At 62.6% G+C, this 24,012-nt stretch carries 30 protein-coding genes; 20 read left to right on the plus strand and 10 right to left on the minus strand.

Features of this window, described 5'->3' with window-relative positions:
• Window positions 1-34: 34 nt before the first annotated feature.
• Together NKH30_RS23200 and NKH30_RS23205 are read left to right on the plus strand one after the other, a co-directional pair.
• On the plus strand, window positions 35-2,791 hold the full coding sequence (locus NKH30_RS23200; protein WP_352997247.1) for an SGNH/GDSL hydrolase family protein: 2,757 nt from the start codon (window positions 35-37) through the stop codon (window positions 2,789-2,791).
• Window positions 2,792-2,824: 33 nt separating this feature from the next.
• Window positions 2,825-3,409, plus strand: coding sequence for an acyltransferase (locus tag NKH30_RS23205; protein ID WP_352458146.1), 585 nt, complete (start codon window positions 2,825-2,827; stop codon window positions 3,407-3,409).
• 28 nt (window positions 3,410-3,437) lie between these two features.
• Here NKH30_RS23205 and NKH30_RS23210 read toward each other — a convergent pair whose 3' ends face one another.
• The 4 genes from NKH30_RS23210 to NKH30_RS23225 all read right to left on the minus strand — a co-directional run bounded on the left by NKH30_RS23210 (window position 3,438) and on the right by NKH30_RS23225 (window position 5,634).
• On the minus strand, window positions 3,438-4,184 hold the full coding sequence (locus NKH30_RS23210; protein WP_352474245.1) for a hypothetical protein: 747 nt from the start codon (window positions 4,182-4,184) through the stop codon (window positions 3,438-3,440).
• A 267-nt stretch (window positions 4,185-4,451) separates the two neighbouring features.
• Window positions 4,452-4,625 (minus strand): hypothetical protein, encoded by a 174-nt coding sequence (locus NKH30_RS23215; RefSeq protein WP_352452704.1) that lies wholly within the window; start codon window positions 4,623-4,625, stop codon window positions 4,452-4,454.
• A 153-nt stretch (window positions 4,626-4,778) separates the two neighbouring features.
• Entirely contained in the window at window positions 4,779-4,946 is a 168-nt protein-coding gene (locus NKH30_RS23220) for a hypothetical protein (RefSeq protein ID WP_023675755.1), read from the minus strand.
• A 502-nt stretch (window positions 4,947-5,448) separates the two neighbouring features.
• A complete protein-coding gene (locus tag NKH30_RS23225) occupies window positions 5,449-5,634 on the minus strand; it encodes a hypothetical protein (protein ID WP_352564268.1) in 186 nt (61 codons plus the stop codon).
• A gap of 158 nt (window positions 5,635-5,792) precedes the next feature.
• Here NKH30_RS23225 and NKH30_RS23230 point away from each other — a divergent pair, with 158 nt between their 5' ends.
• The 6 genes from NKH30_RS23230 (at window position 5,793) to NKH30_RS23255 (ending at window position 8,026) form a co-directional block, all read left to right on the plus strand.
• A complete protein-coding gene (locus NKH30_RS23230; protein WP_352997249.1) occupies window positions 5,793-6,590 on the plus strand; it encodes an N-acetylmuramidase family protein in 798 nt (265 codons plus the stop codon).
• A gap of 1 nt (window position 6,591) precedes the next feature.
• Complete coding sequence (locus NKH30_RS23235; protein WP_352997251.1) at window positions 6,592-6,804, plus strand: hypothetical protein; 213 nt, start codon at window positions 6,592-6,594, stop codon at window positions 6,802-6,804.
• Window positions 6,804-7,073, plus strand: a complete 270-nt coding sequence (locus tag NKH30_RS23240; RefSeq protein ID WP_352997253.1) for a hypothetical protein — start codon at window positions 6,804-6,806, stop codon at window positions 7,071-7,073. Before NKH30_RS23235 ends, NKH30_RS23240 begins: the two co-directional genes overlap by 1 nt.
• Window positions 7,058-7,261, plus strand: a complete 204-nt coding sequence (locus tag NKH30_RS23245; protein WP_352491004.1) for a hypothetical protein — start codon at window positions 7,058-7,060, stop codon at window positions 7,259-7,261. Before NKH30_RS23240 ends, NKH30_RS23245 begins: the two co-directional genes overlap by 16 nt.
• Entirely contained in the window at window positions 7,261-7,584 is a 324-nt protein-coding gene (locus tag NKH30_RS23250; RefSeq protein WP_036245970.1) for a hypothetical protein, read from the plus strand. The genes NKH30_RS23245 and NKH30_RS23250 overlap by 1 nt, the downstream gene beginning before the upstream one ends.
• A gap of 142 nt (window positions 7,585-7,726) precedes the next feature.
• Entirely contained in the window at window positions 7,727-8,026 is a 300-nt protein-coding gene (locus tag NKH30_RS23255) for a hypothetical protein (RefSeq protein WP_352474206.1), read from the plus strand.
• Between the two features lie 14 nt (window positions 8,027-8,040).
• Here the strand turns inward: NKH30_RS23255 and NKH30_RS23260 are convergent, their stop codons facing one another.
• The gene (locus NKH30_RS23260; protein ID WP_352927581.1) at window positions 8,041-8,316 is read right to left on the minus strand and encodes a hypothetical protein; all 276 of its coding nucleotides are present in this window, start codon (window positions 8,314-8,316) and stop codon (window positions 8,041-8,043) included.
• Between the two features lie 168 nt (window positions 8,317-8,484).
• Here NKH30_RS23260 and NKH30_RS23265 point away from each other — a divergent pair, with 168 nt between their 5' ends.
• The 4 genes from NKH30_RS23265 to NKH30_RS23280 all read left to right on the plus strand — a co-directional run bounded on the left by NKH30_RS23265 (window position 8,485) and on the right by NKH30_RS23280 (window position 10,081).
• Window positions 8,485-8,781 carry a hypothetical protein gene (locus NKH30_RS23265; protein ID WP_352474209.1) on the plus strand — a complete coding sequence of 99 codons (297 nt, stop codon included), beginning with the start codon at window positions 8,485-8,487 and terminating at the stop codon, window positions 8,779-8,781.
• 343 nt (window positions 8,782-9,124) lie between these two features.
• Window positions 9,125-9,430, plus strand: coding sequence for a DUF1236 domain-containing protein (locus NKH30_RS23270; RefSeq protein ID WP_352474210.1), 306 nt, complete (start codon window positions 9,125-9,127; stop codon window positions 9,428-9,430).
• Window positions 9,431-9,554: 124 nt separating this feature from the next.
• Window positions 9,555-9,767, plus strand: coding sequence for a hypothetical protein (locus NKH30_RS23275; protein ID WP_352452715.1), 213 nt, complete (start codon window positions 9,555-9,557; stop codon window positions 9,765-9,767).
• 86 nt (window positions 9,768-9,853) lie between these two features.
• On the plus strand, window positions 9,854-10,081 hold the full coding sequence (locus tag NKH30_RS23280) for a DUF2934 domain-containing protein (RefSeq protein ID WP_352474214.1): 228 nt from the start codon (window positions 9,854-9,856) through the stop codon (window positions 10,079-10,081).
• Window positions 10,082-10,218: 137 nt separating this feature from the next.
• Here NKH30_RS23280 and NKH30_RS23285 read toward each other — a convergent pair whose 3' ends face one another.
• On the minus strand, window positions 10,219-10,533 hold the full coding sequence (locus NKH30_RS23285) for a hypothetical protein (protein ID WP_352474216.1): 315 nt from the start codon (window positions 10,531-10,533) through the stop codon (window positions 10,219-10,221).
• A 379-nt stretch (window positions 10,534-10,912) separates the two neighbouring features.
• On the opposite strand from NKH30_RS23285, the gene NKH30_RS23290 reads away from it, so the two are divergent.
• Window positions 10,913-11,668 carry a hypothetical protein gene (locus NKH30_RS23290; protein WP_502911508.1) on the plus strand — a complete coding sequence of 252 codons (756 nt, stop codon included), beginning with the start codon at window positions 10,913-10,915 and terminating at the stop codon, window positions 11,666-11,668.
• A 134-nt stretch (window positions 11,669-11,802) separates the two neighbouring features.
• Here the strand turns inward: NKH30_RS23290 and NKH30_RS23295 are convergent, their stop codons facing one another.
• Entirely contained in the window at window positions 11,803-12,135 is a 333-nt protein-coding gene (locus NKH30_RS23295; protein ID WP_352491006.1) for a hypothetical protein, read from the minus strand.
• A 275-nt stretch (window positions 12,136-12,410) separates the two neighbouring features.
• Between NKH30_RS23295 and NKH30_RS23300 the strand changes: the two genes are divergently transcribed.
• The 3 genes from NKH30_RS23300 to NKH30_RS23310 all read left to right on the plus strand — a co-directional run bounded on the left by NKH30_RS23300 (window position 12,411) and on the right by NKH30_RS23310 (window position 14,550).
• Window positions 12,411-12,665 (plus strand): hypothetical protein, encoded by a 255-nt coding sequence (locus NKH30_RS23300; protein WP_352474222.1) that lies wholly within the window; start codon window positions 12,411-12,413, stop codon window positions 12,663-12,665.
• A gap of 215 nt (window positions 12,666-12,880) precedes the next feature.
• Entirely contained in the window at window positions 12,881-14,131 is a 1,251-nt protein-coding gene (locus tag NKH30_RS23305; RefSeq protein ID WP_352997255.1) for an aconitase X, read from the plus strand.
• The gene (locus tag NKH30_RS23310) at window positions 14,128-14,550 is read left to right on the plus strand and encodes an aconitase X swivel domain-containing protein (RefSeq protein ID WP_352686269.1); all 423 of its coding nucleotides are present in this window, start codon (window positions 14,128-14,130) and stop codon (window positions 14,548-14,550) included. The genes NKH30_RS23305 and NKH30_RS23310 overlap by 4 nt, the downstream gene beginning before the upstream one ends.
• Here NKH30_RS23310 and NKH30_RS23315 read toward each other — a convergent pair.
• From NKH30_RS23315 to NKH30_RS23325, 3 genes are all read right to left on the minus strand, one after another.
• Window positions 14,547-15,629: an SIP domain-containing protein gene (locus NKH30_RS23315; RefSeq protein WP_352997257.1), complete on the minus strand. Its 1,083-nt coding sequence runs from the start codon at window positions 15,627-15,629 to the stop codon at window positions 14,547-14,549. The genes NKH30_RS23310 and NKH30_RS23315 overlap by 4 nt on opposite strands.
• A 2-nt stretch (window positions 15,630-15,631) precedes the next feature.
• On the minus strand, window positions 15,632-17,764 hold the full coding sequence (locus NKH30_RS23320) for a TonB-dependent hemoglobin/transferrin/lactoferrin family receptor (RefSeq protein ID WP_352997259.1): 2,133 nt from the start codon (window positions 17,762-17,764) through the stop codon (window positions 15,632-15,634).
• Window positions 17,765-18,003: 239 nt separating this feature from the next.
• Window positions 18,004-19,035 carry a LacI family DNA-binding transcriptional regulator gene (locus NKH30_RS23325; RefSeq protein ID WP_352503647.1) on the minus strand — a complete coding sequence of 344 codons (1,032 nt, stop codon included), beginning with the start codon at window positions 19,033-19,035 and terminating at the stop codon, window positions 18,004-18,006.
• Window positions 19,036-19,408: 373 nt separating this feature from the next.
• Here NKH30_RS23325 and NKH30_RS23330 point away from each other — a divergent pair, with 373 nt between their 5' ends.
• The 4 genes from NKH30_RS23330 to NKH30_RS23345 all read left to right on the plus strand — a co-directional run bounded on the left by NKH30_RS23330 (window position 19,409) and on the right by NKH30_RS23345 (window position 24,008).
• Entirely contained in the window at window positions 19,409-21,022 is a 1,614-nt protein-coding gene (locus NKH30_RS23330) for an extracellular solute-binding protein (RefSeq protein WP_352997262.1), read from the plus strand.
• A 78-nt stretch (window positions 21,023-21,100) separates the two neighbouring features.
• On the plus strand, window positions 21,101-21,961 hold the full coding sequence (locus NKH30_RS23335) for a carbohydrate ABC transporter permease (protein WP_352541114.1): 861 nt from the start codon (window positions 21,101-21,103) through the stop codon (window positions 21,959-21,961).
• Window positions 21,958-22,917: a carbohydrate ABC transporter permease gene (locus tag NKH30_RS23340; protein WP_352997264.1), complete on the plus strand. Its 960-nt coding sequence runs from the start codon at window positions 21,958-21,960 to the stop codon at window positions 22,915-22,917. Before NKH30_RS23335 ends, NKH30_RS23340 begins: the two co-directional genes overlap by 4 nt.
• Window positions 22,917-24,008: an ABC transporter ATP-binding protein gene (locus NKH30_RS23345; RefSeq protein WP_352851018.1), complete on the plus strand. Its 1,092-nt coding sequence runs from the start codon at window positions 22,917-22,919 to the stop codon at window positions 24,006-24,008. The genes NKH30_RS23340 and NKH30_RS23345 overlap by 1 nt, the downstream gene beginning before the upstream one ends.
• Window positions 24,009-24,012 lie beyond the last annotated feature (4 nt).

The raw sequence follows: 24,012 nt of genomic DNA on the forward strand, positions 1-24,012 counted from the left end.
CCCCTTCCAGCCTCGCTTATGCGGGGCTTTTTTTATGGAGCAAGCCCTCATGTCCCGACCTGCAACTGCCGCCGTTCGTCTCCTGACCGGCGAACGCGAACCCGTGCGCCTCGCAACCACGGCCGACATCCTCCTGCACGGCCTGCAGGCCATCGACGGCGTGCCGACCGAGGTCGGCGACCGCGTGCTGGTCAAGGACCAGGCCGACCCGACGCAGAACGGCATCTACACGGCGAGCGAAGGCGACTGGTTCCGCGCCGCCGACGCCCGTTCTACGCGCACCCTGCAGAAGGGCACGACCGTTCACACCCAGGTCGGGTCGGTCAACGCCGACCGCGTGTTCGAGTTCACGGCCGACGAGCCGGCCATCGGCGCCGATGCCATCACCATCGCCGCATCCGTTCCGCCCGACATCGCCGATGTGGTCGAAGAGGTTGAAGCGCTGCGCGATGAAACCCAGGCGCTGAAGGATGCCGCCGCTGCCAGCGCCGGCCAGGCAACCGCCAGTGCCGCCGCTTCCGCCGCGAATGCCGGACAAACCACAGCCGACCGGGCTGCCACCAATTCCGATGCCGTCGCGGCCGCGGCCGCCGTCATCAGCGCTCAGGCTGCACGCGACGCTTCGCTCTACGGCAAGGGCATTTTCCCGACGACTGCGGCGGCAATCGGCTTCGGCGTCGCCGGCAACGGTGCGATCACGCCAGGCTCCGGCGGCGCCAACGGCACGTTCGACCTGGCGTTTACCGGCGGGACCGGTTCGGGCGCTGCCGGCCGCTTCGTCGTGGCGGGCGGCGCGCTGACGCAGATACTGATCACGGCGCCGGGCTCCTACACAGTGGCGCCGACGTTCAGTTTTGCGGCGTCGGCAGGGCTCGCCGGCGCCGCCGCCGCGGCGGTGCTGGGCAGGAATGTCGATGTCGGCGAGTATTTCTGGACGGAGGTTTCGACTGGTGTGCTTAGGCTGTACAATGTCACGGCCGGGCCTGTGGCGGCCGATACGGGCGTTCGCGCGGCAACGGCTGCTCTCCTTTCGAGCGTCGATAGCCTTGCAATGATCGAAGGCCTTAGCGTTCCGACCGCCAGGCTAACTGAGGCGGCCGGATCAGTCAGCCCATCTGTATATCGATCCTACTCTTTTGTGTCGGGCGACACGATCGAGCACATTGCCATTGCCAAAGCTGGAGAGCGAAGCATTCTGCAGCTTATTCACGCGGGGGCTGGTGCGGCCTATACAGCCAACTTCAATCTTGAGGAGGGTATCGTCTCAAGCAGTTCTGGCGCGAACCTCGTCAGCGCTGCCATCACGGATATTGGCTCCGGCTGGTACGAGTGCAAGGCTGTCGTCCTGGCTGCGGCAAATATTACGAACAATGTGCAGGCACGCATGTCGGCTGCTGGCGTTTTTCCGTTCACCGGCGATGGAACCAGCGGTATGTACATTCGCAGTATCGTGCTGCGCAAGCAGGGCCTGCCGGCTAACCTGTTCCCGAGCAGCGACCCCGCCAACGCCGCGTTCACGAAGCAGAACGTGACGGTTACCACCACGGTCAGCCCTTATGAACCGGTGCTGATCTCCCTGCCTCCGCTTGTCGATGGCCTCGACGTGACCGTCAGAGGCCGAATGACGGCGTCGAAGCTTGTCGAAATGGTCGGCTCTGGCAATCCTTCCGTTTATCAGGGCAGGTCCGTGGTCAATGGCGACAATATCGTCTGGAAAGTCACCGCCAAAAAGGCCGAACGCAATCGTCTCAATCTCTACTCCAACAACGCCGTCATCTTCGACTGCACCTTCAATCTCGACACCGGGACTGCGACCGGCACGGGCGCGAGCATCGTCGCTCTTGGCAACGGCTGGTACGAATGCACGGTCACGAAGACGGCAACGGCCACGGCCGCGACGAACTGGCAACAGCGTATTTTCCCGTCTGCTGGCGGTCACCCGTATGTCGGCGATGGTGTGTCTGGATTCTATGTCCAAAGGTCGGCTCTAAGCATCAATGGTGGGCCGAATGTCTTCTCGTCTTCGGAAAACCTCTCCAACTCGGCCTGGACCAAAAGCGCCGGCGTGACGGCAGTCGCCAATGGCGCTCTGTATCTTGGCCTACTGTCGGATCCGGCCAACATCGGCGGCGATCCATATGACGACGGCTCGGCCGCCCTGGTTGGTAAGAAATTGACGCTGATCGGCTCTAGTATTTCGGCCGGAGCCTACTACGTTCCCGTCCTCGCCGGTCTGACCGGTATGGTCCCTACCAATCTAGCCGTCAGTGGCTCGGCCTTGGGGCTGAGCACCACCGCCTATCCGAGCTACGGAATGTCCAATGCGATCACCAACATTCCGGTCGACGCGGAGTTGGTAATCCTGGAGCCGGGCCCGAACGCCTTTGGCGCGCAGGAGACGCCCCTGGGCGCTCTCGGCGACACGACCTACGCCACTCACTATGGTTCGCTGTGGGCGGCGTGCGCCGCCATCCGAGCGCGTGCGCCGAACGCCAAGATCGTCATGATTGGCACCTACAGCGGCAGCCCTGGACACGCGACGCACCGGATAGGTCGGGTGAATGGCCAGGGCAACACCATGGACCAGTTCTTCAACGCCGAGCGCGAAGTGGCGAAGCTGCTGTCCATACCGTTAATCGACGTAGGTGGTGAGAGTGGCATCGGCTACCTGACCTCGTTGCTTTACATGGGCGATGAGCTCCATCCGAATGCTGCGGGCAGTCTGCGTCACGGAACTTTCGACGCTGAGGAACTCCGATGTCTGTCGCGCCGGGGCTTCTTCGGAGCCTAGACTGGAATGGTCCTGTGTGGCAGATGTTCGCGAATGCGCGTCTTCTCCACCGTTCTCACTCTTCGCCGCCGCTTTTGGTCGTGGATCGCCACGGGCGCCGCTAGGGAGAATGCCGTCATCGGGCCGCGCACGAAGTTCGGCGCCGGGGCAGAGATCTTTAATATCCACGGCGACCGGTCTCGCGTCTCAATCGGCGCGGACAGCCATTTGGATGGGCATTTGCAGGTCTTTGCCCACGAGGGTCGGATCAAGATTGATGATTGGTTCTATCTTGGCCCAAGCTCGACGATTTGGTCGTCAGACCCGGTGGGGATCAAGATCGGAAAGCGGGTACACGTCTCATGGGGTGTGGCGATCCACGACACCAACTCGCATCCTATGGACCCGAAGAAGCGCTTCGCGCAGATGCAAGCCATCTTCAAGCGGGGCCATCCTAGAGTCGACCCTGGCATCCGCTCCGCTCCGATCGTGATTGGAGACGATGTCTGGATTGGGAACAGTGCCATGATCATGAAGGGTGTCACGATCGGCGATCGGGCGATTATCTCCGCCGGTTCCATAGTGCGAACCGACGTCCCTGCTGACGCCCTGGTGCGGCCTGACCGGGTCGTGAAATGATGCCTTTGGGTTAATGCTCATCACACGGTTAGCTCACTGTCACGAAGGGCATGTGCTTGATCCGCTCCCATTGCTCCTTCGCCGTGGTTCCTGACCAGCCGTTGCGAAGTGCACTCTCGCGGTACGCCTCCACAGGCTCTAGTCCGGGCAAGGCCACAGTCTGCGGCAAGAAGAACAGGTTGCCGCCAGCCGCCGAGACAGCGACGAGTTTGTAGCCGTGACTATTGCAGAGCTGCGTCAGAGCGGTGATCGAGGCGCCGTGATACCAACCGCTTTCGTGCTTTGCGGCCCTATCGAACGACGGATCGTATGGCACGGTGACGGGGTTGAGCCCGAAGCTGGCATTGTACTCCGCGACAATGACGGCCGGGCGCACTGGCAGCAAGGCTTGCAGAAACCAGTAGTCGTTTCCATCGACATCGACGGAAAGCACTCCAAGTTGCGGAAAATGCGTGGCGAGACTTTCGATGTTGTTGAGATCAATGAAGCTCTGGCGCACTTCAATCCGCTTTGGAAGCAGCGAGCGCGCCAACCGCACGGTCGTTGCGTCGCCGTCGACGAGCAGACCCCTGAATTCACTAAGCCCAATGCAGTTGTACTCCGTCGGATGGAAACCAAATTCCAAGAACGTTTTCGGGCTTTGGCCAACAATCTGCGACAGGATTACACTTTCGTCTGATTGCGGAGACCCGGCAAGGCGAGCCTTTGCGAGGTGAAAATAATATCGGAGGGGGCTTGAGCGAAGGAAAGCATGCATGCGCGATTGGACATTCATCAATGGATGACTCCTGATCGCCCGCCCGCGGACAATTATTTGCGACAAGCGGCGGTGGTTTGCAAGCTTGCAAACGCGCGTGTCCGCCAGTCTGGAGGCCATTTGAAAATCGCCGAAAAGTTCGTCAGAAGAATTGCTCTGCGAGGGCCGCTCGGGATGCTGTGCGCACCAACAATGGCACAGCAAGCCGACCAGAAATCCTACAACCGGGCGGTATTTCGGAATTGTCAGGGTTCATCGCCGACGCAGACCCACCGCGCCGGCGGGCTACCGTCTGCTGTCCTGCGGCTTCTGGTGAGGGTCCTGGCTTTTCGACCACCAGACAAAATACAGCGAGCCCATCTTCATCACAGGCACGCGGCGGTCGCGTTCCCTGGCCCGCAACTCACGATAGGTCTTCATCTTCAGAGTGCCGCCAGGCAACCTGATACGCACTGCCATCGGTTCAACTCCCGTTGTGCAACGCAGCAATTGTGTGCAATGCGGTAAGTAGAGACCTTCCGTTGCGGAAGAGTCAACAGCAGGATCATCAACTTATTTTGCGAGCTGCGGAGGCTTCGCGGTGCCAGGCGGGCAGGGCCGGCCGAAGGAGCTTCATCCTGGCGACTGATCATCAATCAGGCGCTGGCGGTTCGACCACCAGGTGAAATAGATCCGGCCGATCTTGACGACGGGTATGCGGCGGGCGCGTTCGCGGTCGCGCAATTCGCGGTACACCTTCACCTTCAGTGTGCCGCCAGGCATCCTGATACGCACCGCCATCGATTCCGCCACCCCATTGTGCAATGCAGCATCAGAGACCTTCCGCTGCGGAAGAGTCAATGCCTGCCCGCTGACTATTTCTGGGGCTAGTCGAGCGGTCTCGGAAGTTTGGTGCGCGCGGCCGTTCCCGATCCCGCACGGAGGCGTCATTACCCAGTCGGCATCGTCTGGTGCGCGGGCTATTTCCTGGGCGAGGATTTTCTGGGCGAGGATGGGCGATCGGACACGCCGCTCGGCCACCAGATGACAAAGTAATTGCCGACCTGCCAAACCGGCACCTCGCGATTCTGCTCGCGACGCCGCAGCTCGTCCCTTTTCTTGATCTTCAAAGTCCCGCCTGGAAGCCTGATTCTTATCGTCACGTGTCCTCCCGTACCCGCTACAGGTACGAACGATAGACGGGAACAGTTTCATCCCGGCTAAGCAATTTCATCCAGGCCGAGCAATTTCGGCGCGGGTAGACGCAGCGCGCCGGACCGCAGCGAGATCGCCGGAACTGGCTTCATTTGAAGAAATCCGCAATGCCGTTGATGGCCAGTACCGCATAGACGATCGGTCCGGCGATAAACGCACAATAGAGGCAGAGGATCGCCGCCAGCACCGCGAGCAGCGGCTTGTCGCGACCGACGGCGCGGAGTTCGGACTTCACCGACCAGCGCGCCGCAGCGGTTTGTTCATCATCAGACATGTGCACCATCCCGCGGCCATTTCACACGGCAGGTGGAAAACATCAACCTTCCTTGCCACGGCAACATCGGCACGGGCTGCCGCCCAATTCTGCTTTGCCGCCACGCATCTGCTTTTTCAACCTCAAAACCTTGCCCGCGAGGGCGGAAAGGACTGCCCATGGACATGACGTTCAGGGGCGCCGCCAGGCGCCTCGATGATATAGACTTGCCGAAACTCGGTGCCCGGATCGGCGTCGGCGAGGACGAGATGCACGCGTTCCTCGATGTTGAAACCAGCGGGCACGGCTTCGACGCCGTTGGCCGGCCGGTCATCCTGTTCGAACCGCACGTCTTCTACCGCAGCCTGTCGGGTGCCAAGCGGGCACAAGCGGTAGCCGCCGGCCTCGCTTATCCGAAGTGGGGCGAGAAGCCCTATCCCAGGGATAGCTACCCACGGCTCAGGGCAGCTTGTGCGATCGACGAAACCGCGGCGCTCAAATCGGCGTCATGGGGGCTGGGTCAGGTCCTCGGCGAGAATTTCAAGGCGGCAGGCTTCCTTACCGTGCAGGCGATGGCCGAGGCGATGATGGCGGACGAGGCGCTGCAGCTCGGCGCGGCGATCGATTTCATCGTCGAGAAGCGGCTCGACGACAATCTGCGCAATCATGACTGGTCGGGATTCGCCAAGGGCTACAACGGCGCCGGCTATCGCAAGAACGCCTACGATACCAGGCTTGCCGAGGCCTATCGCAAATGGTCGCGCATCAAGGACACCCCCTGGCCGTCTGCCGGTCCGGTGTCATCGGCGGTCACCCCTGCAGTCCCGCCAGAGCCCGCTAAGCCAATTGCCGTTCCACAAGCGACCGCTACGCCCTCTGGGCCTCCCGTGGCTGTCGCCAGGCCCGGCTTCTGGGCAGCGCTGATCGCCGCCATCCTCAAATTATCAGCCATCCTCAAGCTATTCGGAAGGAAATGACATGCGGACCCGGATCAAGAGCTTTTTCCGCGACAGCGAGACAATATTCTGGGCGCGGCTTCAGGCGGCCATCGGCGTCATCGCGACTATCGTCACCTATGTCGACCCGCAGGTTCTTTCGCCGGTCGTTCCGGGGGAATGGTTCCCCTGGTTTCTTGTGATCAACGGCGTTTTGACCGAGTTCCTGCGCCGCCGCCGCGCGGAGGACTTGTGATGGCAGCGCTTCTCAGCATTCTCAGCGCCATCATCGGCAACAAGCTCGTCATGACGGCATTCGCTGCTGTGGCGGGCGGCATCGGCCTTTACGTTGCCGGCGGCATCAACCGGGCGAGGAAGGAGGCGGTCAAACAGGCAGAGGCAAAAGTCGCGGCCGCCGAGGATCGTCTGGAAATGAGGCGCGAGGCCGCCGCCGAAGAGCGCAAGGCCGCCGGCATGGCCGATGCGGCAGCAAGGGCGGAGGCTGAGAAATGGGCAAGGCGCTGATCCTCTGCGTGGTGCTCGCCGGCTGCACGACAACCGCGCCGGCCGGCAATCCGCGCCAGGTCTGGTGCGACCACAACCAGCCGCGCCGGCCATCCTCCCCGGTCGTTGCCGCCATGAGCCGGCCCGAGCTCGACGAGATGAACGCCTTCAACGGGCAGGGCGCCAGATGGTGCGGGTGGACGCCATGATGCACGAATTGCTCGACGTCCTGGGCATCAAGGCGCCGGTGTTGGTCGCCGGCCTGTCCGGCGGCATTTTGCGGGCCTTGTCGCGCCATCGCTACAAGGTCCGCGAAATGGTGGCCTCGCCGATCTGCGGCGCGCTGGCGGCGGCCTATCTGACGCTGCCGGTCGTGCATTATTTCCGCGCCGCCGGCCTGCCCATTCCTTCTCCGGACGACGACACCACGACGCTGGCCGCGGCGTTCCTCATCGGCGTCTCGGCGATGTGGATCTCGGACATCGTCTTCGAGGTTATCGTGCGCCGGTTCGGGCCGGTGAAGGAGGAATAAGCCGCCCAAGCCCGCCGAGCCGAAAGGTGCGGCGGGCTTTTTGCATTTTTGCTCGCATTCTGTACGATCTTTCTTTCGCGACAGGGCGGCTCGATCCGGCGCTGCCCGACCAAGATGCGCGTTAGGCATGGGAGATGGTGTCATGCTTGCCAAGGTCCAGACACAAGCGGCAGTCCTGACAGCCGGGGCGCTTCTGTTTGCCGCAACGGCCGACGCGCGGCCGGACAGCCGCGCGATGACATGCGAACAGACGCAGCTTCTGATCCAGAGGCATCGCTCTGTCGTGCTCACCACCGGCCAGAACACCTACGACCGTTACGTCCGCCAATTCGGCAATGAATGCGACTGGCCGCAGGTGCCGCGCGCCGCGTATATCAAGACGCGTGACGGTCAATGTCTGGTCTATCGCTGCCAGGAGCCGCTCTTCGACCTCCCGAATTGAAAGCAGGCGGCGGCTCATTCCTCGTCGAAAGGGCCACCTTCGCGTGCGAGATCGCGCGAAATGACACGTTCATCCGTATCGTCCGGCAAGGCCTCGTCGCTGTCCTGGTAAGCGTTATCGTCGTCCTCCTCCGGCAGTTCGCCGCTTTTCTCGACGTCATAGCGAATATCGCCGTTTTGCGGCACGCCGTCAGGGAGGATTCTCCCGCTCCGGATGGCATCCCAGTCCTGCTGCTCGATCGTCGGGCTCTCCGTCTCGTCGTCGGTTCGTTCTTTGCTGCGCGGTTCCATCGCCGGTTCTCCATAATGTCAGCGGCCCTGAATTGGCTCTGTGGTTGAACTCATAAGTCTGGCGGCCGGTTCCGGGCCGCCGCGGTCCGCGCGCGTTGCCGCACGACGGAACCAATCGCGCCGGCCCGCCTTCACATTCAGAAGATATTGGCGCGAAAGGAGCTCGACATGAGACCGCTCATTTTCTTGCCGTACATGTTGGGTGCGCTGCTGCTGGCGGTGCCGGCGGCCGCGCAGCCGGGCGAACAGGCGCAATCCGACCGCTGCAAAGTCGAGCCGCCGGACCAGAACAGCCAGCAGCAGAAGCCGGCCGGCAACAATTTGTCCGATACGCTCGAGCCATGCGGTGGGGTCCTGAAGCCCCCGCCAACGGGCGATCAGGGCATGGCGGCGCCACCGCCGGATGAGGGCAAGACCCCGGTGATCAAGCCCGGCGAGGTGCCGCCACAGCCGCCAAAGCAGTAGCAGCGACGAGCGGCAACTTCGCGCCGCTCGCGCCGGCAGGTTTGTTGCACTCGCTGAGGAACATTAGCTTGTCCTAAATGTTATTTCAGACGCAGTAGATATCACCCCCCTCCGGTATCGCTGCTGATCGGGAAACCGATCGGCCCGCGTCTTGCGACGCGGGCCACCGCAAGCTCATTCGCAGTCCATTCGCCGCATCGCGCGGGCACTTCACCGCTGTTCGATTAGCCGCCACTTACGGAACAACAAGGTGGCGTGGGCGTTTGCCTAGAGGGTTCGCCGCTTCGACCGGAATGCCGCGTCGCAATTGTAAGGGCGAGGCCCGTAACAACAGGAGTAGACGATGAAAATCCACCTTGTTCCTGCTGCGGCGGGATTGGCGTTGCTTGCCGGCGTCGGCGTGGCCACCGCGGACCAGGTGATTGTCACGCCCAAACAGCAGACGGTCATCCGCGAATACGTCCACAAGCACCCGCTGGCGTCGATCAGTCTTCTGGGGGTGGAGCTCAATATCGGTTCCACGTTGCCCGATACGGTCGAGCTGCAACCGATCGATGTTCCAGACGTGCGGTACAGATACGTCGTCGTCGGCAATCGCACCGTGCTCGTCGACCCAGACACCCGCAAGATCGTGCAGGTCATCGAGTGATCGGCGTTGCCAAACCGCGAACCGGATTTGGAAGGTCATGGCCTAAATTATCAAATGAGAGCTCCATCCCGAGGGATCGGGATGGAGCCGCTGTCGTCTCGAAACAAGGAAAGGAGCCATTCCCATGCTGCCGCATGTCGAGCCGGTCAACGTGGCCGCAGCCGTCGACAAACTGCTTGCTGAACGAGGCGATGGCCTGCTGTCGATGAAGGCGGCGATAGCACTGTTGCGCGAACGCACCGGAACCGAGCGCTCGGACGCGGACCTTGAAGGGCTGATCATCAAGAAGGCGGCGCTCCTCGGGGTCGCCGTCCTGTGTGACAGAGAGGTTCAATGACGGTGTCGCCTGCCGCTCAAGACGCCGGTCGAAATTTCAGCTAGAACAAGGTTGCTTACGCATCAACCGAGCCGACGGAGGTATCAGTGACGGACAGGCAGGAACGGATTCGCCAGCGAGCACACGCGATCTGGGAACAGGCAGGCAGGCCCGACGGGGCGCATCAGCAGCATTGGGATCAGGCTACCGCCGAAATCGACGCAGAAACCGCCGCGCCGGAGACCGCCAGCCGACCGAAGCCGAAAGCACGCCAGCCTAAGCCGGCCGCCAGCAAGGACGGAAGCAAATCCAAGGCGCGACCACGTAAAGCGTGAACGCAAGCGGATTTGATTCCAACGCTGGATCTCGCGGGTGGTCGGCCCATACATCGTTGCATGATCGGCAGCAAAACCAGTCCTGACCGGTCCTGCTGCCGCAAGCCCGCGATGGCGAGCCCGATTGGCGCGGCTAACTACTTACCGCAATTGTTGTCGTTGACAGTCGGTGAAACCGTCCCGGCAGGCTTGTTGGATGCATCGGGTTGAGCTCCTTGCGGGGTTGCAGGGCAGTTTTCATCCGCATTGGAGTTCATGGTACCCGTCGTGCCCATCGTGCTGCGGGTCGTGCCAGGGTCAATACCGTTCGGCTTGGGCTGGACGACGATGCTCTTCTCGCTGCCAGGCGCATTGTTGTCCGACCCGGCGTTCTGGGCCATCGCCGCGGTCGCCAGACCGGCTGCAAGTATGGAAGCTGTCACGATTTTCGTAAGCATGTTGATCTCCATCATTGGGTTATCATCATGTGGCGACTACAGAAAAAACAACCCGGGTGATGGAAAGGTTCCGGCAAAAATGACGCAGCACAGTGAAGCAAACCCGCGCAGCGCGGATCTTCTCGGCCCCCCTTGTTCTATTACCGTAGGTAGGTTTGATGTTGTGGTTTGCTGATTAGGAATTCGCCTTCTTTGGCCGCCGACCGTCGCAACGTTCGTCTGTTGCGGCGCCATCAGCTGAGTCTCGCATCGCTTCAATCGGTAGAGGCCATCCCAAGTAAAACTTTCGGAAGATTTCACTACAAATTTCACGCGGCTGTTATTTGAAAATATACCATGAGGCCAGCGAGCTGATCGGCAACGAAACCGATCATCTTCTTGCAAATTAGTAGGTATGCAACCGGCGACGTCGCGGGCTGTTCAGCGCAACTACAGCAAGGAGAGTGTTATGACCACCTTAATCAAAACAATCACCGATGCGGTGGCAGGCAGCGCAGTTATTTTCATGCTCTCGATGCCCGTGAATGCCGCGGACGGAATTGCCGTTGGTGTTGGAACATCCATCGGCGGCAACGGCGGCATCAAAGCCGGCCTCGGCGCGACGGTTGGCGGTCGCGGCGGCATCAACGCCGGTGCCGGCGCGACGGTTGGCGGCAGCGGCGGCATCAAGGCAGGCCTCGGTGCGTCGTTGGGCGGCAGTAGCGGCATCAACGCCGGTGCCGGCGCGACGGTTGGCGGTTCCAGCGGAATCGCGGCGGGCGCCGGCGCATCGGTCGGGGGCAGAAGCGGCATCAACGCCGGTGCCGGCGCGACGATCGGCGGTTCCGGTGGCATTGCTGCCGGCGCGGGGGTAGGTATCGGCAGCGGCGTTAGGGCTGGCGCGGGGGTCGGGATCGGCAGCGGCATCAATGTCGGCGCCGGTGTCGGGATCGGCGGTGGTACCAATCCGAGCAATCCGTCCAACCCGGGCAGCCCTTCCAATCCCAGCAACCCCAGCAATCCCAGCAATCCCAGCTTGCCTCAGGTCGTTGCCGACATGTCGGGCGACAAGTTGGCCAGGATGAAGAAGCGCTGCGTTGACGTGCTCAGCAGCGAAGGCACTTACGACAGCGATCTGCGCCAATTGTGCCTGCTGATCGCCCGCCGCTAAGGCGAATACATCGGATGAATGTCGGACCGGGCCGAGAGGCCTTCGTCCACCAAAGCTCCAGCAGTCCAAAGCCCGCCATTGCGGCGGGCTTTTTTCCGAGCACGTGGCGGCAGCATGGCGGGGCTCACACGCGCTCAGTGTGTTTGACGGCCAGGATCCGGCGAAGCGGACGCTTCGTCTTCCAAGGCGTCCCAGCCCGGCGCGGGACTGCTTTGCATCAGTTCGGGGCACGCGAACTCCGTCAGATCGGTTTCCGCGAAGCCATCGAACTCGATAGCCGCCCCGTAGAGCTGGGCTGCTTGCATGACGAGCCATTCGATGTCTTCGCGCGCAACATTCTCGGCGAGGTTCTGCAGTCGCGCGGCTTCGGCGACAGCAGTCAGATTGATGGCAATCCCGGACCGCAATACAGCCCGAACTCGGGAACTGACGTCTTCGTGCAGGCGAACCGAAAATCCGTAGCGCATGGAAAACCTTCCCTTCAGGAGCGGTTTGTCCCTCATGTTCCACGATGCGCCCAGGATTCGCGATTGGCAAGCGAAATTCCTTAAAAACTCGTTTTATGTCAAATAGTTAGCGTATTTTGTTGATTGCCTATCTGACGCTTGATCCGCTTCATCTGACTTCTGCATGACTCGCTGATCCGATGGCCTTGACGCATTCTGCTCACGTACCTAACTCTACAGAAAATTAGGAACACACTAACTCAGCTGCATTTAGGCTGGTGTGACAGGAGGCCGAGATGTCCGAACTGGAACGCCCGGAACGATTGCAGATCATGCTGACCGTCGATGAACTGGCGGCGTTGGAGAACTGGCGCTTCGACAAGCACATGCCGAGCCGGTCGGCCGCGGTACGTGAGCTTTTGAGGCGAGGTCTCACAGCCGATGGTTTCCTGACGGCGGCGCATGGGACCAAGTCGCGCGATTTCGGCATTCTGCCACATTCTGCAGATGGTGACCGCAGCGCGGCCGACGGACCGTCCCAGAAGGAATAGCGCCGAAGGAATAGCGCCGAAGGAATAGCGCCGTTTCCGCCGCGGATCGCCCGCTCTGCGACCGTGCTTCGCGTCTCTCTTGCTTCGCGATGAGCTGTGAACGTCTGGTCTGCTGACGGCTGCGAAGTAGAAGAGATCCAAAGCTCTGTCTTGCCAGACGCTCCGTAATCAGGGAGTGCTTGATCGGCATAGTGCGGGCTCGGGGAATATTGCCGATGACGCTGGAATTGACGGCCGGCGACCAGTCGATGCTGCATGGCGAGCAAGGCTCGGCAGCGGCTGCCGCCATGACGATCCTGGTTGCCTTTTCGAAGGCGGTCGGCGCGCGCAAGTTGCTGGACATTGCCGGTGCCCATATCGACGGCTGCCTCTATCACGGCCAGGCCAGCCTCGATTTCGTCGAAAGGCTGATCGAGGGCGGCGGCCGCGTTCGGGTGCCGACGACGCTGAATGTCGGTTCGTTCGACCTCATCCATCCCGGATTGGTGAAGATGCCGGTGTCGCAAGAAACGCCGGCGCGACGCCTGATGAAGGCGCATCTGGAACTCGGCTGCCAGGCGACCTTCACCTGCGCACCCTATCAGACCCGGTTCCGGCCAAGGTTCGGCGAGCAGATCGCCTGGGGTGAATCCAACGCCATCGTATTTGCCAATTCGGTGATCGGGGCGCGGACCAACCGCTATGGCGATTTTATCGATTTGTGCTGCGCAATGACCGGGCGCGCGCCGGCATGGGGGCTGCATCTGAGTGAAAATCGACGAGGCCAGGTCCTGTTCGAGTTGACTGACGCTGCTTTCGAGCCAAGTGACGCTCTGTTTGTCGGCGTCGGGCTGATCGTCGGGCAAAGGGCTGGCGACCGCATCCCTGTCATATCGGGCCTGCCGCAGCCGCGCGACGAGGACCAATTGAAGGCGCTGGGGGCGGCGGCGGCAACGACGGGCGCCGTGGCGCTGTTTCATGCCGTCGGCATCACGCCGGAGGCGGAGACGCCGGATGAGGCGTTGCACGGCGTGGCGCCGGAGGAAAAAATCCGGATCTCTCGCGCTGAGATCCACCATGCGCTGGCCAGGCTGTCGAGCGTCCCCGACGGCGTGCAGCTTGCAGCCGTGTCGTTAGGCACGCCGCATTTCTCCCATGAAGAGTGGATGCGCCTGTTGCCGCTGCTGCGCGAAGTCGGTCCAGGCAAGGGTGTCCCGATCTATGTCAACACGGGGCGCGCGACGCTGACACGGCTGCAGGACGAAGGCGCACTGGCCGGCATGGAAGCCTTCGGCCTTGTCCCGGTCACCGACACCTGCACCTATGTCACGTCGATCCTCGAGCGTCTCGATGGCGTGGTGATGACCAATTCGGGCAAATGGGCGCATTACGCACCTGGCAATATCGGTGTCTCGGTGGCCTTCGGTGACATGGAAGACTGCGTCCGCTCGGCTGCGGCCGGCCGCGTCGTGCGAGGCGCGCCATGAAGACGCCGGCCAGAACCGGTACATTCCACCTTTCCGGCTCGGCACAAGGCCCAGCGCTGGTGCTTTGGCAGGCGCTCAGCTTCTGGGGCGGGATCGACGTCGAAACGGGCGACATCATCGACCATTCGCATCCGGACCTGGGCGGCAATATCGCCGGCAAGATCCTGGTGATGCCGAGCGGGCGAGGGTCGTCGTCCTCGTCTTCGGTTCTGGCCGAAGCGATCCGCAGAGGCACGGCGCCGGCCGGCATTATCCTGGAGCGGCCGGACCCGATCCTTGCCGTCGGCGCCATCGTTGCCGAATTCCTCTACGAAATCAGCATGCCGCTGGTTGTCTGCGACGTGTCAGGCATTGTCTCCGGCGACCGGATCGCAATCGGTCTGGGCGAAGATGCGCAAGCGATGGTGAGCAAGCTCTAGCCGGCCATCAGTCCCGCCGCGCCCCGCCGCCAGTAGGCTGCCGCCAGTGTTTCGTTGCGGCCGAGCGCCAGCGTGCCGCGCCAGTGTTCGCGCACCGTCGTGGCGGCTGCCGCTTCGGCCGCAAACCAGCCGAATGCCGAACCGGTCGGCCATGCGACTGACCGGATGGCGCGCGCCAGCCTGTCGTCGAGCCCGGCTGGCACCCCATTTCTCGGCAGCCAGTGCACCTCTATTCCGGTTGCGTTGTCGACGACCTGCCGTTCGCCATCGTCGGCGATCTCTATGAAGGCCACGCCTTTGGTCTCGGCGGGCAGCGTCTCCAGCATGCGAGCCAGCGCCGGCAGGCCGGTTTCGTCTGCGCCCATGAGATACCAGGACGCCGGTCGTACCGGACGGCCGACCGGCCCCATCATGCCGATCTTCATGCCGGGCGCCGCCTGCATGCCCCAGCGGGCGCCGACGCTGTCGCCGGGGTGGATGAGGAAGTCGACCTCGATGATGCCCTTTTCCACGTCGAGCTTCCGGATCGTATAGACGCGCGCTGCCGGGCGCCTGTCGTCCGAGGGCCATGCCGGGAGGCCATTGCTGCCGAGCACGGGCCAGAGCGGATCGGGGACGTCCCTGGTCGGAAACAGCATGCGGATATGCATGCCGCCGAATTTCGCAAAACGAGAGAGATCCTCGCCGGCGAAGCGGATGCGGCGCATATGCCGCGTCAGGTCGCCGACTTGGGTGACGACCATCTCACGGAACTGCGCGAGGCGGGTTTCTTCGGCGAGATCGCCGGTCCAGACGATCTCGGGACTTTCTTCCTTGGCATATACCTCTACGGCGGTGGCCAGCAGGTCCTTGATGCGGGCCAGCCCATCGCGGTCGGCGGCGTTGGCCCGCATCACCAGCCGCTCCATGTCAAGGGACGCGTCGCCGAAGGCGAAGCGGAAGTCGAGCCGCTGCCCCTCCCGCGAGGCATCGGCATCGAAGCTCTGCAGCCTGTCGCTGATGCGGTCGATGTAATGCGGCAGGTTGCGCAGGTTCAAGCGCGCTTCGCAGGCCAGTCCGCTCACTGAAGCTTCCCTCATTCTCAACCTCCGATCCGGCCTGTGAGAGCCACCTTGAAGGTGCGGCCCTTGCCCTGTTCCGTCGCCGCCGTCGTCGACCAGGCGCTTTGCGGGTCGGTGTAGGCGGTGTTGAAGACGTTATCGACGCTGAAATCGAGCTTGGCGTAGTCGTTGATGCGCCAGTTGGCAAAGACGTTGACCAGGTCGAAGCCGTCATCGACCACGACCGGCGCGTCGGGATTGGTGCGGCTTGTCCGGGTGATCTTGCCGACGCTGAGATATTGCGCACCGACGGTGAGCTGGTCTTCCAGCATGCGGAAGCCGACGGTCGCCGAGAAGCGGTCGAGCGGCGTGTTGTTCAGCGTCTGGCCGGAATAGACGCCGCTGACGACCTTGGCGTCGATCAGGGCGCCGGCGAGGTTCGCGAACCCCCAGCCATAGTCGTAGACGGCTTCGGCCTCGACACCCTTCAGCCGCGCGTCGCCGATGTTGATCGCCATGCGCGGCAAAACGGTGAGGTCGACGTCGATATAGTCTTCGACGGCGGTGTGGAAGACGTTGACCTTGGCACGAAACAGGTCGCCTGCGGCCAGCACATCGTCATATCTCAGATTGATCCCGGCTTCCCAGTTCTTCGCCGTTTCGGGCTGCAGAAGCAGGTTAGGCTGGTAGCTGTCGCCGCCGCCATGCGCGCCGCCGCCGCGATAGACGTCCTGCAGGCCTGGTGCCCGGTAGCCTTCCGAATAGGTGCCGTAGAGCTGGAAGCCATCCAACGGCGTCACGCCGACGGTGAGGCGAGGCGACCAGCGATCGCCCGAAATCGAGGCTTCCGCCGGCGGCACGGTCTTCGTTTTGCCGTCGAGCTGGTAGCCGTCATAGCGCATGGCGGCGATGAGCTGCAGCCAGTCGCTGTAGTCGCCCTGCCATTGCAGGAAGCCGCCATAACCCTGCTGCTCGCCCGAACCGAAATGCGCGGCCTCCGACGAGGCCTCCAGATAGTAGTAGTCGAGGCCGTAGGTGAGGGTATGTGCCAACTCCCAGGCGTCGAAACGCGAGGAGTTCTTCAGGTTGAAGCCGGTCGTGGCGACGTCGTAATAGCGGAAGTTGCCGATCGCCGTTGCCGGCCAGACCTGCGTCTGCTCGGCGCGCGTGCGGTTGTGGTATGCGTTGACACTGAGGTCGATCAGTTCGTTGTCGTCCGGCCTCCACATATAAGCAGCCGTGTAGGTCTGGTTGGTCGTGTCGGTGTCGTAGCGGCTCAGCGTTGGCGAGGTCGAGCCGCTCGATCCGGTGATCTGGTCATTGTAGCGCTGCAGGATCGCGCCGAGCTTGAGCTCGTGGCCGTCGGCCGGCCGCAGGGTCGCCTTCATATAGCCGCTGGTGATGCTCTCGCCGGTCCATGGCACGGCGTCGCCATTGCCATCGGTGTAGCTGTCGCGGTCGCGATAAATGAGGTTGCCGATGATGTCGGCGTCGTCGCTGAAACGGTAGGCGCCGGTGGTGCTGGTGGTGAAGCCGTCGCCATTATCCTCATAGCCCAGCTTCTCGCTCAGCGCCCAGCGCTCGTCCTGCTTGAGGAAATCGCCGGCATCGCTGGTTTCGAAGGAGACAACGCCGCCGATGCCGCCCGAGCCATAGGCGTTCGAGACCGGGCCGCGAATGACGGTCGCTTCCTTGATTAGTTCCGGCTCGACATAGAACGAGCCCGAGCCGTGGCCGACGCGCCAGTAATCCTGGCGGGCGCCGTCGAGCGTCACCACCACGCGGCCATATTGTTCGAGGCCGCGAATGTTGATGGCGGTTGCCGGATCGTCGCCGTTCATCGAAGCGGCAACGCCGGGCGTGGTGCGGAACATGTCGGCGGCGGTGTCAGGCTGGATGCGTTCGAGCTCTTCCTGATCGACGGCGCTGATGGCGGCCATCGATTCGATGATCGCCGTCTTGATCATCGTCGCCGAGATGGTGATCAGGTCGAGCACGGTCGGCTCGTTCTGCCCAGTTCTAGCCTGCTGGGCGACCTTGACCGGCCGATCGGCCTTGGCGGCGGCGCCGTTCTTCTCCGGCTCCTGCGCGGCGGCCAGCGGCGCGGCACACAGGCCGAGCGCGAAGGCGAGCGCGGTGCTCGCCATCAAGGTCTTGTTGCTTGTCTGTTTCATGCGTGCAGCCCCGGGAAAAGCAAAGATTGCTGGCGGCGGCCGTTGGCCCTGGCTGGCATGATGGAGAAGCCTCGACACACGGGCCGGGCAGGGGTACTTATTAAAACATGATGATAATAGTCAATTTAATTTTGCAGGTCTGAGCCTGATCGAAGATTCTCGGTCGGACCCTTGATCTGGCCGCCAAAATCTCGCCCGAGCGATTATGAATTTGTGACGCATCCCGTGCTTCACCTGGTTCAGATCTCCGGGATGCTTTCCCTGAAGATCACTTGCAGCCGTGGCTGGTGCAGTTCGTAAGGCAAGCCCCTGACCGCATGGGTCAAGGTGTTGAGCGCCTCGCGGGCCTCTACGCGCGGGTTCTGGTCGATGACCGCGTCCAGCGTGCCGTCGAGCAAGAGCTCCTTGGTGCCTTCCGTCACCTCATGGCCGAGAAAGACCGTCGACAGCGCGCGCCCGCGCTCCTTGAGTGCGCGGGCGATGCCGGTGTTGCCGGCGCCGACATTGTAGATGGCGGCCAGGTCCGGGTGCCGGTCCAGCAGGGCGGAGGCCTCCGAATAGGCCTTCTCCCGGTCGTCGAGCATCTCGCGCATCTCGACGATCTGCAGATTGGGCGATTCTTCCGCCAGTATGTGGCGGAAGCCCATCTCGCGCTCCTCGTGGCCGCGGTAGGAGAGCGAACCGGCGAACAGCGCGACCTTGCCCGGACGCCCTGCGCCCATGAAGCGGTTGAGCAGGTAGCCGGCGAGCCGGCCGGCGGCGCGGTTGTCGATGCCGATATAGGCAACCCTCGGCACATGTAGGATGTCGGAAGCGATGGTGACGACCCTGACGCCGCTGGCCGAAAGCGAGCGGATCGCCTCGCGGACCGTTGGATGGTCGAGCGCGATCACGCCGACGCCCTGCGTCTGCCCGTGCAGTTCCTGCAGCAGACGCGCAAGCCGGTCCGGATTGAAACCTTCGATAGTAGCGACACGGACGTCGAGGTCGGGCCGCGCCTGCGCCTGCGCCTCGATCTGGCGGTGCAGCATCTTGATGAAGGAATTGGTGCCGGCGGGCAGGGCGAAATCCAGCCGTATGACCTCGCCGCGCAGCGCGTTGAGCGAGCTCGGATTATTCGAATTTTCAGCGATATAGCCAAGCCGCTGTGCCGTTTCGAGCACGACCTCACGGGTGCGCGCCCTGACCCCGGCGCGGTTGTTGAGCACACGGTCGACCGTGGCGGCCGAAACGCCGGCCTCCCGGGCTATGTCTGTCAGGGTGGACCGCACTGTCGATCACCTCATTCCAAAACGCGCCAGGGGCGCATCGAGATCACGCATTTCATGGGTCCACCGTCGGAGAGCGGCTTCATCGCCGTCCGCGATTCTGATGGGAAATGATGTAACCGGCCTTGGCCGATGCGCAAGCCGTTGCGCTACACCAGAGTGCCCAAGCAGACCAAAGCGGGGAGGTGGGCAGCCGGGCTCCCTCAAATTCAAGCACCGGCTTCAGTATGAGAGCCTTTACAAACGCCATTCTTCCCCTCCCGTGAGATGTTATGATGTATTTTGATTATTTATGATGTTGACAGGCTTCGTATAGTGCCGTCAATATCCATCATAAGGGCCGTGGAGGAAACAAGGCCCTGAGGGAGGAGTTCCAATGTCGAATTTGATCCGCGTGTCGCGGCGCCGTTTGCTGGCGTCCGGTGGAAAGGCGGCAGTCCTTGTTGCCGCCGCAGGTATTGCACCGAAATTCATTCGCCCGAGCCGTGCCTATGCGGCCGATGCCCTGGCGCCCGGCATGATCGGCGGCCCGACGGGTTTCGACGGTTCGGAGCGCTATCAATATGGTGCCGATACGCCGGAGGGCCGCGCCATCGAGGCGGCCAAGGCGATGAAGGGCGCCGGCAAGGCGCCGGCCAAGATCGTACTTGGCCTGTCCGACGGCTCGATCGGCCAGTTGACCCAGCCGTTTCCGGCCGGCGCGCCGTCGATCAAGGATCTCTGGGAGAAGGAAACCGGCATTCCGTTGGAAATCGTCGGTGTGCCAAACGGCCAGGAATTCACCAAGACGATGCAGGACATCTCCACCAAGGGTGGGGCGTATGACATCTACGCGGTCGAATGGAACCGTCTTGGCGACCTTGCCGAAACCGGCGGCATCCTCAAGCTCGACGACTTCGTCGCGCAATACAAGCCGGAATGGGACGATCCCGAGCGCGGCTATGTCGACGGCGCCAAGGGCGTCTCGTTGCTCAACCAGTATCGCGGCTCGACCTACGGCGTGTCGCTGGATGGCGATTTCCAGACCTGGGTCTACCGCACCGATCTGTTCGGCGACGCAGCCGAGAAGAAGGCTTTCTCCGACAAATACGGCTATGAACTGGCGGCGCCGAAGACCTGGAAGCAGCATGACGAGATCGCGGCTTTCTTCCAGCGCCCGGACAAGGGCCTGTTCGGCTCGACCGATCTGCGCAACCAGGGCTGGGGCTACACCAACTGGTATCAGCGTTATGTCTCAATGGCTTCGCCCAATCAGTTCTTGTTCGACGACACCGGCAAGCCGCTGATCAATTCGGAGCAAGGTATCGCGGCGACCGGCGAGTACATCGCGTCGCTTTCGCACCATTCGCCGGATGCGATCTCCTGGGGCTGGCCGGAGCAGTACGGCAATTTCGCCAAGGGCGGCGCGGCCATGACCTGTGCCTTCTCCAATCTGCCGAAATTCCTCGACAATGCCGGCAACAAGGATTCAGCTGTCACCGGCAAGATCGGCTCGATGCTGCCGCCCGGCCGCGAAATCGACGGCAAGCTGGTCAGCCGGTCGGTGCTGTGGCTCAATCTGTCGGCGTCGGTGTCCTCGCAAGCCAAGAATCCGGAGGCCTGCTACCTGTTCCTGCAGTGGCTGGGCTCAAGCCGCATCTACGCCTGGATGACTGCCAATCCGGGCGGCTACTTCGATCCGTTCCGGCTATCGGATTTCTCGGATCCGCTGGTTCGCCAGACCTACCACGCCTACCACATGGACGTGGTGCGCGAGACGGTCGCCCGCACCGTGCCCACCATCAACTATCCCGGCGCCACCGCCTTCCACAACGCGCTGGACGAGAACCTCGTCGCCGCGCTGACCAAGGCCAAGACAGCCGAGCAGGCGATGGCCGACACCGAGGCCGAGTGGAAGAAGATTGCCCGACGCACCGGCGAGGAGAAGCTTCTCGAAGCGATCAAGACCAACAAGGAGGCCTGGCCGACCGTCCTCGATCCGATCGCCTGATCCTTCCAGGATCCTACCAAGAAGGGGAGGAGCGGTCGCTCTTCCCCTCGGCAACGAAGGACCCAGCAAAGCCGCAAGATGAAGCGTTCAGTTCCTTTCGAGATATTCCGCTATGCCGCGATCCTTGCGGCGATGGCGGTGACGCTGGTGCCGATCCTGTGGATGGTGTCGATGGCGTTCAAGCCGATCGCCGAATGGTCGGCGACCGGCGCCGACCTGACATGGTGGCCGAAGAACCCGACACTCAGCAATTTCCGCTTCGTCTTCGGTGAATCGACCAACAATCTGATCGTCGCGCTCGACCGCACAGCTTTGAAGCCGATCCTGTCATCGCTGCTGTCAGCCACATTCGGTACGGCAATCGCCATGTCGGCGGGCACCGCGGCGGCCTACGGTCTGTCGCGCTTCGGCTCGGGCCAGAATCTGCCGCTGGCGCTGATCCAGCTTCGCCTGTTTCCGCCGATGGCGGTCATGACCCCGGTGATGATCATGTGGGCCTTCCTCAACTTCACCGACAGCTGGTGGGGGCTGTCGTTGATCTACGGCATCGTCACGCTGCCTTTCGCGTTCTGGCTGATGAAGACCTTCTTCGACGACATGCCGCGCGAGATCGAGGAGGCGGCACTGGTCGAGGGCTGTTCGCGGTGGCGCGTCTTCATCCGCATCACGCTGCCGATGATGCGCGCGCCGCTGGCCAGTGCCGCGTTGTTCGTCTTCATTCTCAACTGGTCGGACTATCTGATTGCGCTGCTTCTGACGACGCGCGAATGGGTGACGGTCCCTGTCTACATGGCCTCGCTGTCCTCCTCGATGACCGGCCAACTCTACGGCGCCAAGGCGGCGCTCGGCCTGATAGCCGCAGTGCCGCCTGTCATCATGGGCATCGCCATCCAGCGCCATCTGGTGCGCGGACTGACCTTCGGGGCGCTCAAGCAATGAGCGCGGTGACTGCGACGATTTCGGAGGGCGACATGCAAGCCTCCAAAGCGGCGTCGGTGCTGCCGGACGAGGGCGCAAAGCTCGGCTTCCGGCTGACGCTGCCGGCGCAGATCCTGGTGCTGTTCATCGCCGTCTTCCCGCTCCTGATGCAGCTCTACATCAGCCTGACCGACTGGTCGCCGCTGTCGGGCACCGGCTGGTGGAACGCCTGGTCGATGTGGAACAGTTTCGCCAACTACACCGACCTTGCCGCCGATGCGCGCTTCTGGAGTGCGCTGAAGCGCACGGCCATCGTCATGATCGTCTGCGTGCCGACGGAGTTCCTGCTCGGGCTGGCGCTCGCGACGCTGTTTGCCGACGAGTTTCCCGGCAAACGGATCTTCTACTCGATCCTCTTGATGCCGATGATGGTGGTGCCGGCGGTGGCCGGCTACATGTTCTTCATGCTGTTTCAGTCGGGCGGCCCGGTCAACGACATCCTGTCGGCGATCTCAGGCTTTCCCGTCACCATCGCCTGGCTGTCGGACCCGACGCTGGCGCTCATCGCCGTCATGGTCGCCGACATCTGGCAATGGACGCCGCTGATGTTCCTGATCCTGCTTGCCGGCCTGGTCGGCGTGCCTGAGGACCAGATCAAGGCGGCGACGCTGCTCGGCGCCAACCCCTGGCAGCGCTTCGTCACCATCGTGCTGCCGAAGATGAAGACGATCATCATCATCGCGCTGGCGATCAGGGTGATCGAGAACTTCAAGATATTCGACACGCTCTACATCATGACCGGCGGCGGTCCCGGCGTCGCTACCGAAACCATCTCCGTTTACATCTACAAGCTCACCACCCAGGACCTGATCTGGGGCTATGTGGCGGCAATCGCGCTGGCCATATTGATCGTGCTGTCCATCGCCGCGGTGTTTGCCATGAAACGCATGGCTCGGGTACGCGAGGTGGCGGCCTGATGAGCACCATCCATCTGCAGAACCTGGTCAAGAAATTTGGCGATTTCACCGCGCTGAAGACGATGGACCTGGCCATTGCCGACGGCGAGTTCATGGCGCTGCTGGGGCCGTCCGGCTGCGGCAAGTCGACGACGATGAACATGATCGCCGGCATGGAAGAGCCGACCAGCGGCAAGATCCTGTTCGGCGAGCGCGACATGGCCGGCGTGCCGATGGGGCGGCGCGGCGTCGGCTTCGTCTTCCAGAACTATGCGATCTTCACTCATATGAGCGTGCGGCAGAACCTCGCCTACGGGCCGAAAATGCGCGGCGCACCAAAGGCCGAGATCGGCCGCCGTGTCGGCGCCATTGCCGAGATGCTGCAACTGACGCCGCTGCTCGACCGCAAGGCGGACAGGCTGTCGGTCAACATATTGCAGCGAGTGGCGATCGGCCGTTCGGCGATCATGGAGCCGGCGATCTTCCTGCTCGACGAGCCGCTTTCCAATGTCGATGCCGCATTCCGGGCGGTGATGCGGACCGAACTGAAGCAGTTGCAGCGGCAGTTCCGGCAGACCATGGTCTACGTCACCCACGACCAGCTCGAAGCGATGACCATGGCCGACCGCATCGCGGTGATGGACCATGGCGTGCTGCAGCAAGTCGGCACGCCGCTGGAAGTCTACAACGATCCGGCCAATGTCTTCGTCGCCCGCTTCATCGGCGCGCCGGGCATGAACCTGCTCAAGGGCTGGCCGGCGGAAAGCGACCGTGGCCTGGTCGTCGATCTCGGCCCACTCGGCGTGACACCGCCGCTGCCGGTCGAGATCGCCAATGCCGTACGCAGGATGCGCGGCGAGGTGTTTTATGGCTTTCGACCGGAGCAGGTGACGCTGGCTGAAGACGGCCGTGGCCTGTCCATGCCGGTGAGTTTCGTCGAGCGGATCGGCGCGCGCACCATCATCCACCTTGGCGACGGCGAGACTGCGGTGAAGGCGGTGTTCGACAATGATGTCGGGCTGGCGATCGGGCAGACAGCCGTCGTCGCACCTGCGGTGGAGGCGGTGCGCGTCTTCGACGCCGTCACCGGCCTTGCCTTGAGAGCGGGCTGAGACC

The sequence above is a fragment of the Mesorhizobium sp. M1273 genome (genome assembly GCF_040318195.1).
Taxonomy (GTDB): domain Bacteria; phylum Pseudomonadota; class Alphaproteobacteria; order Rhizobiales; family Rhizobiaceae; genus Mesorhizobium.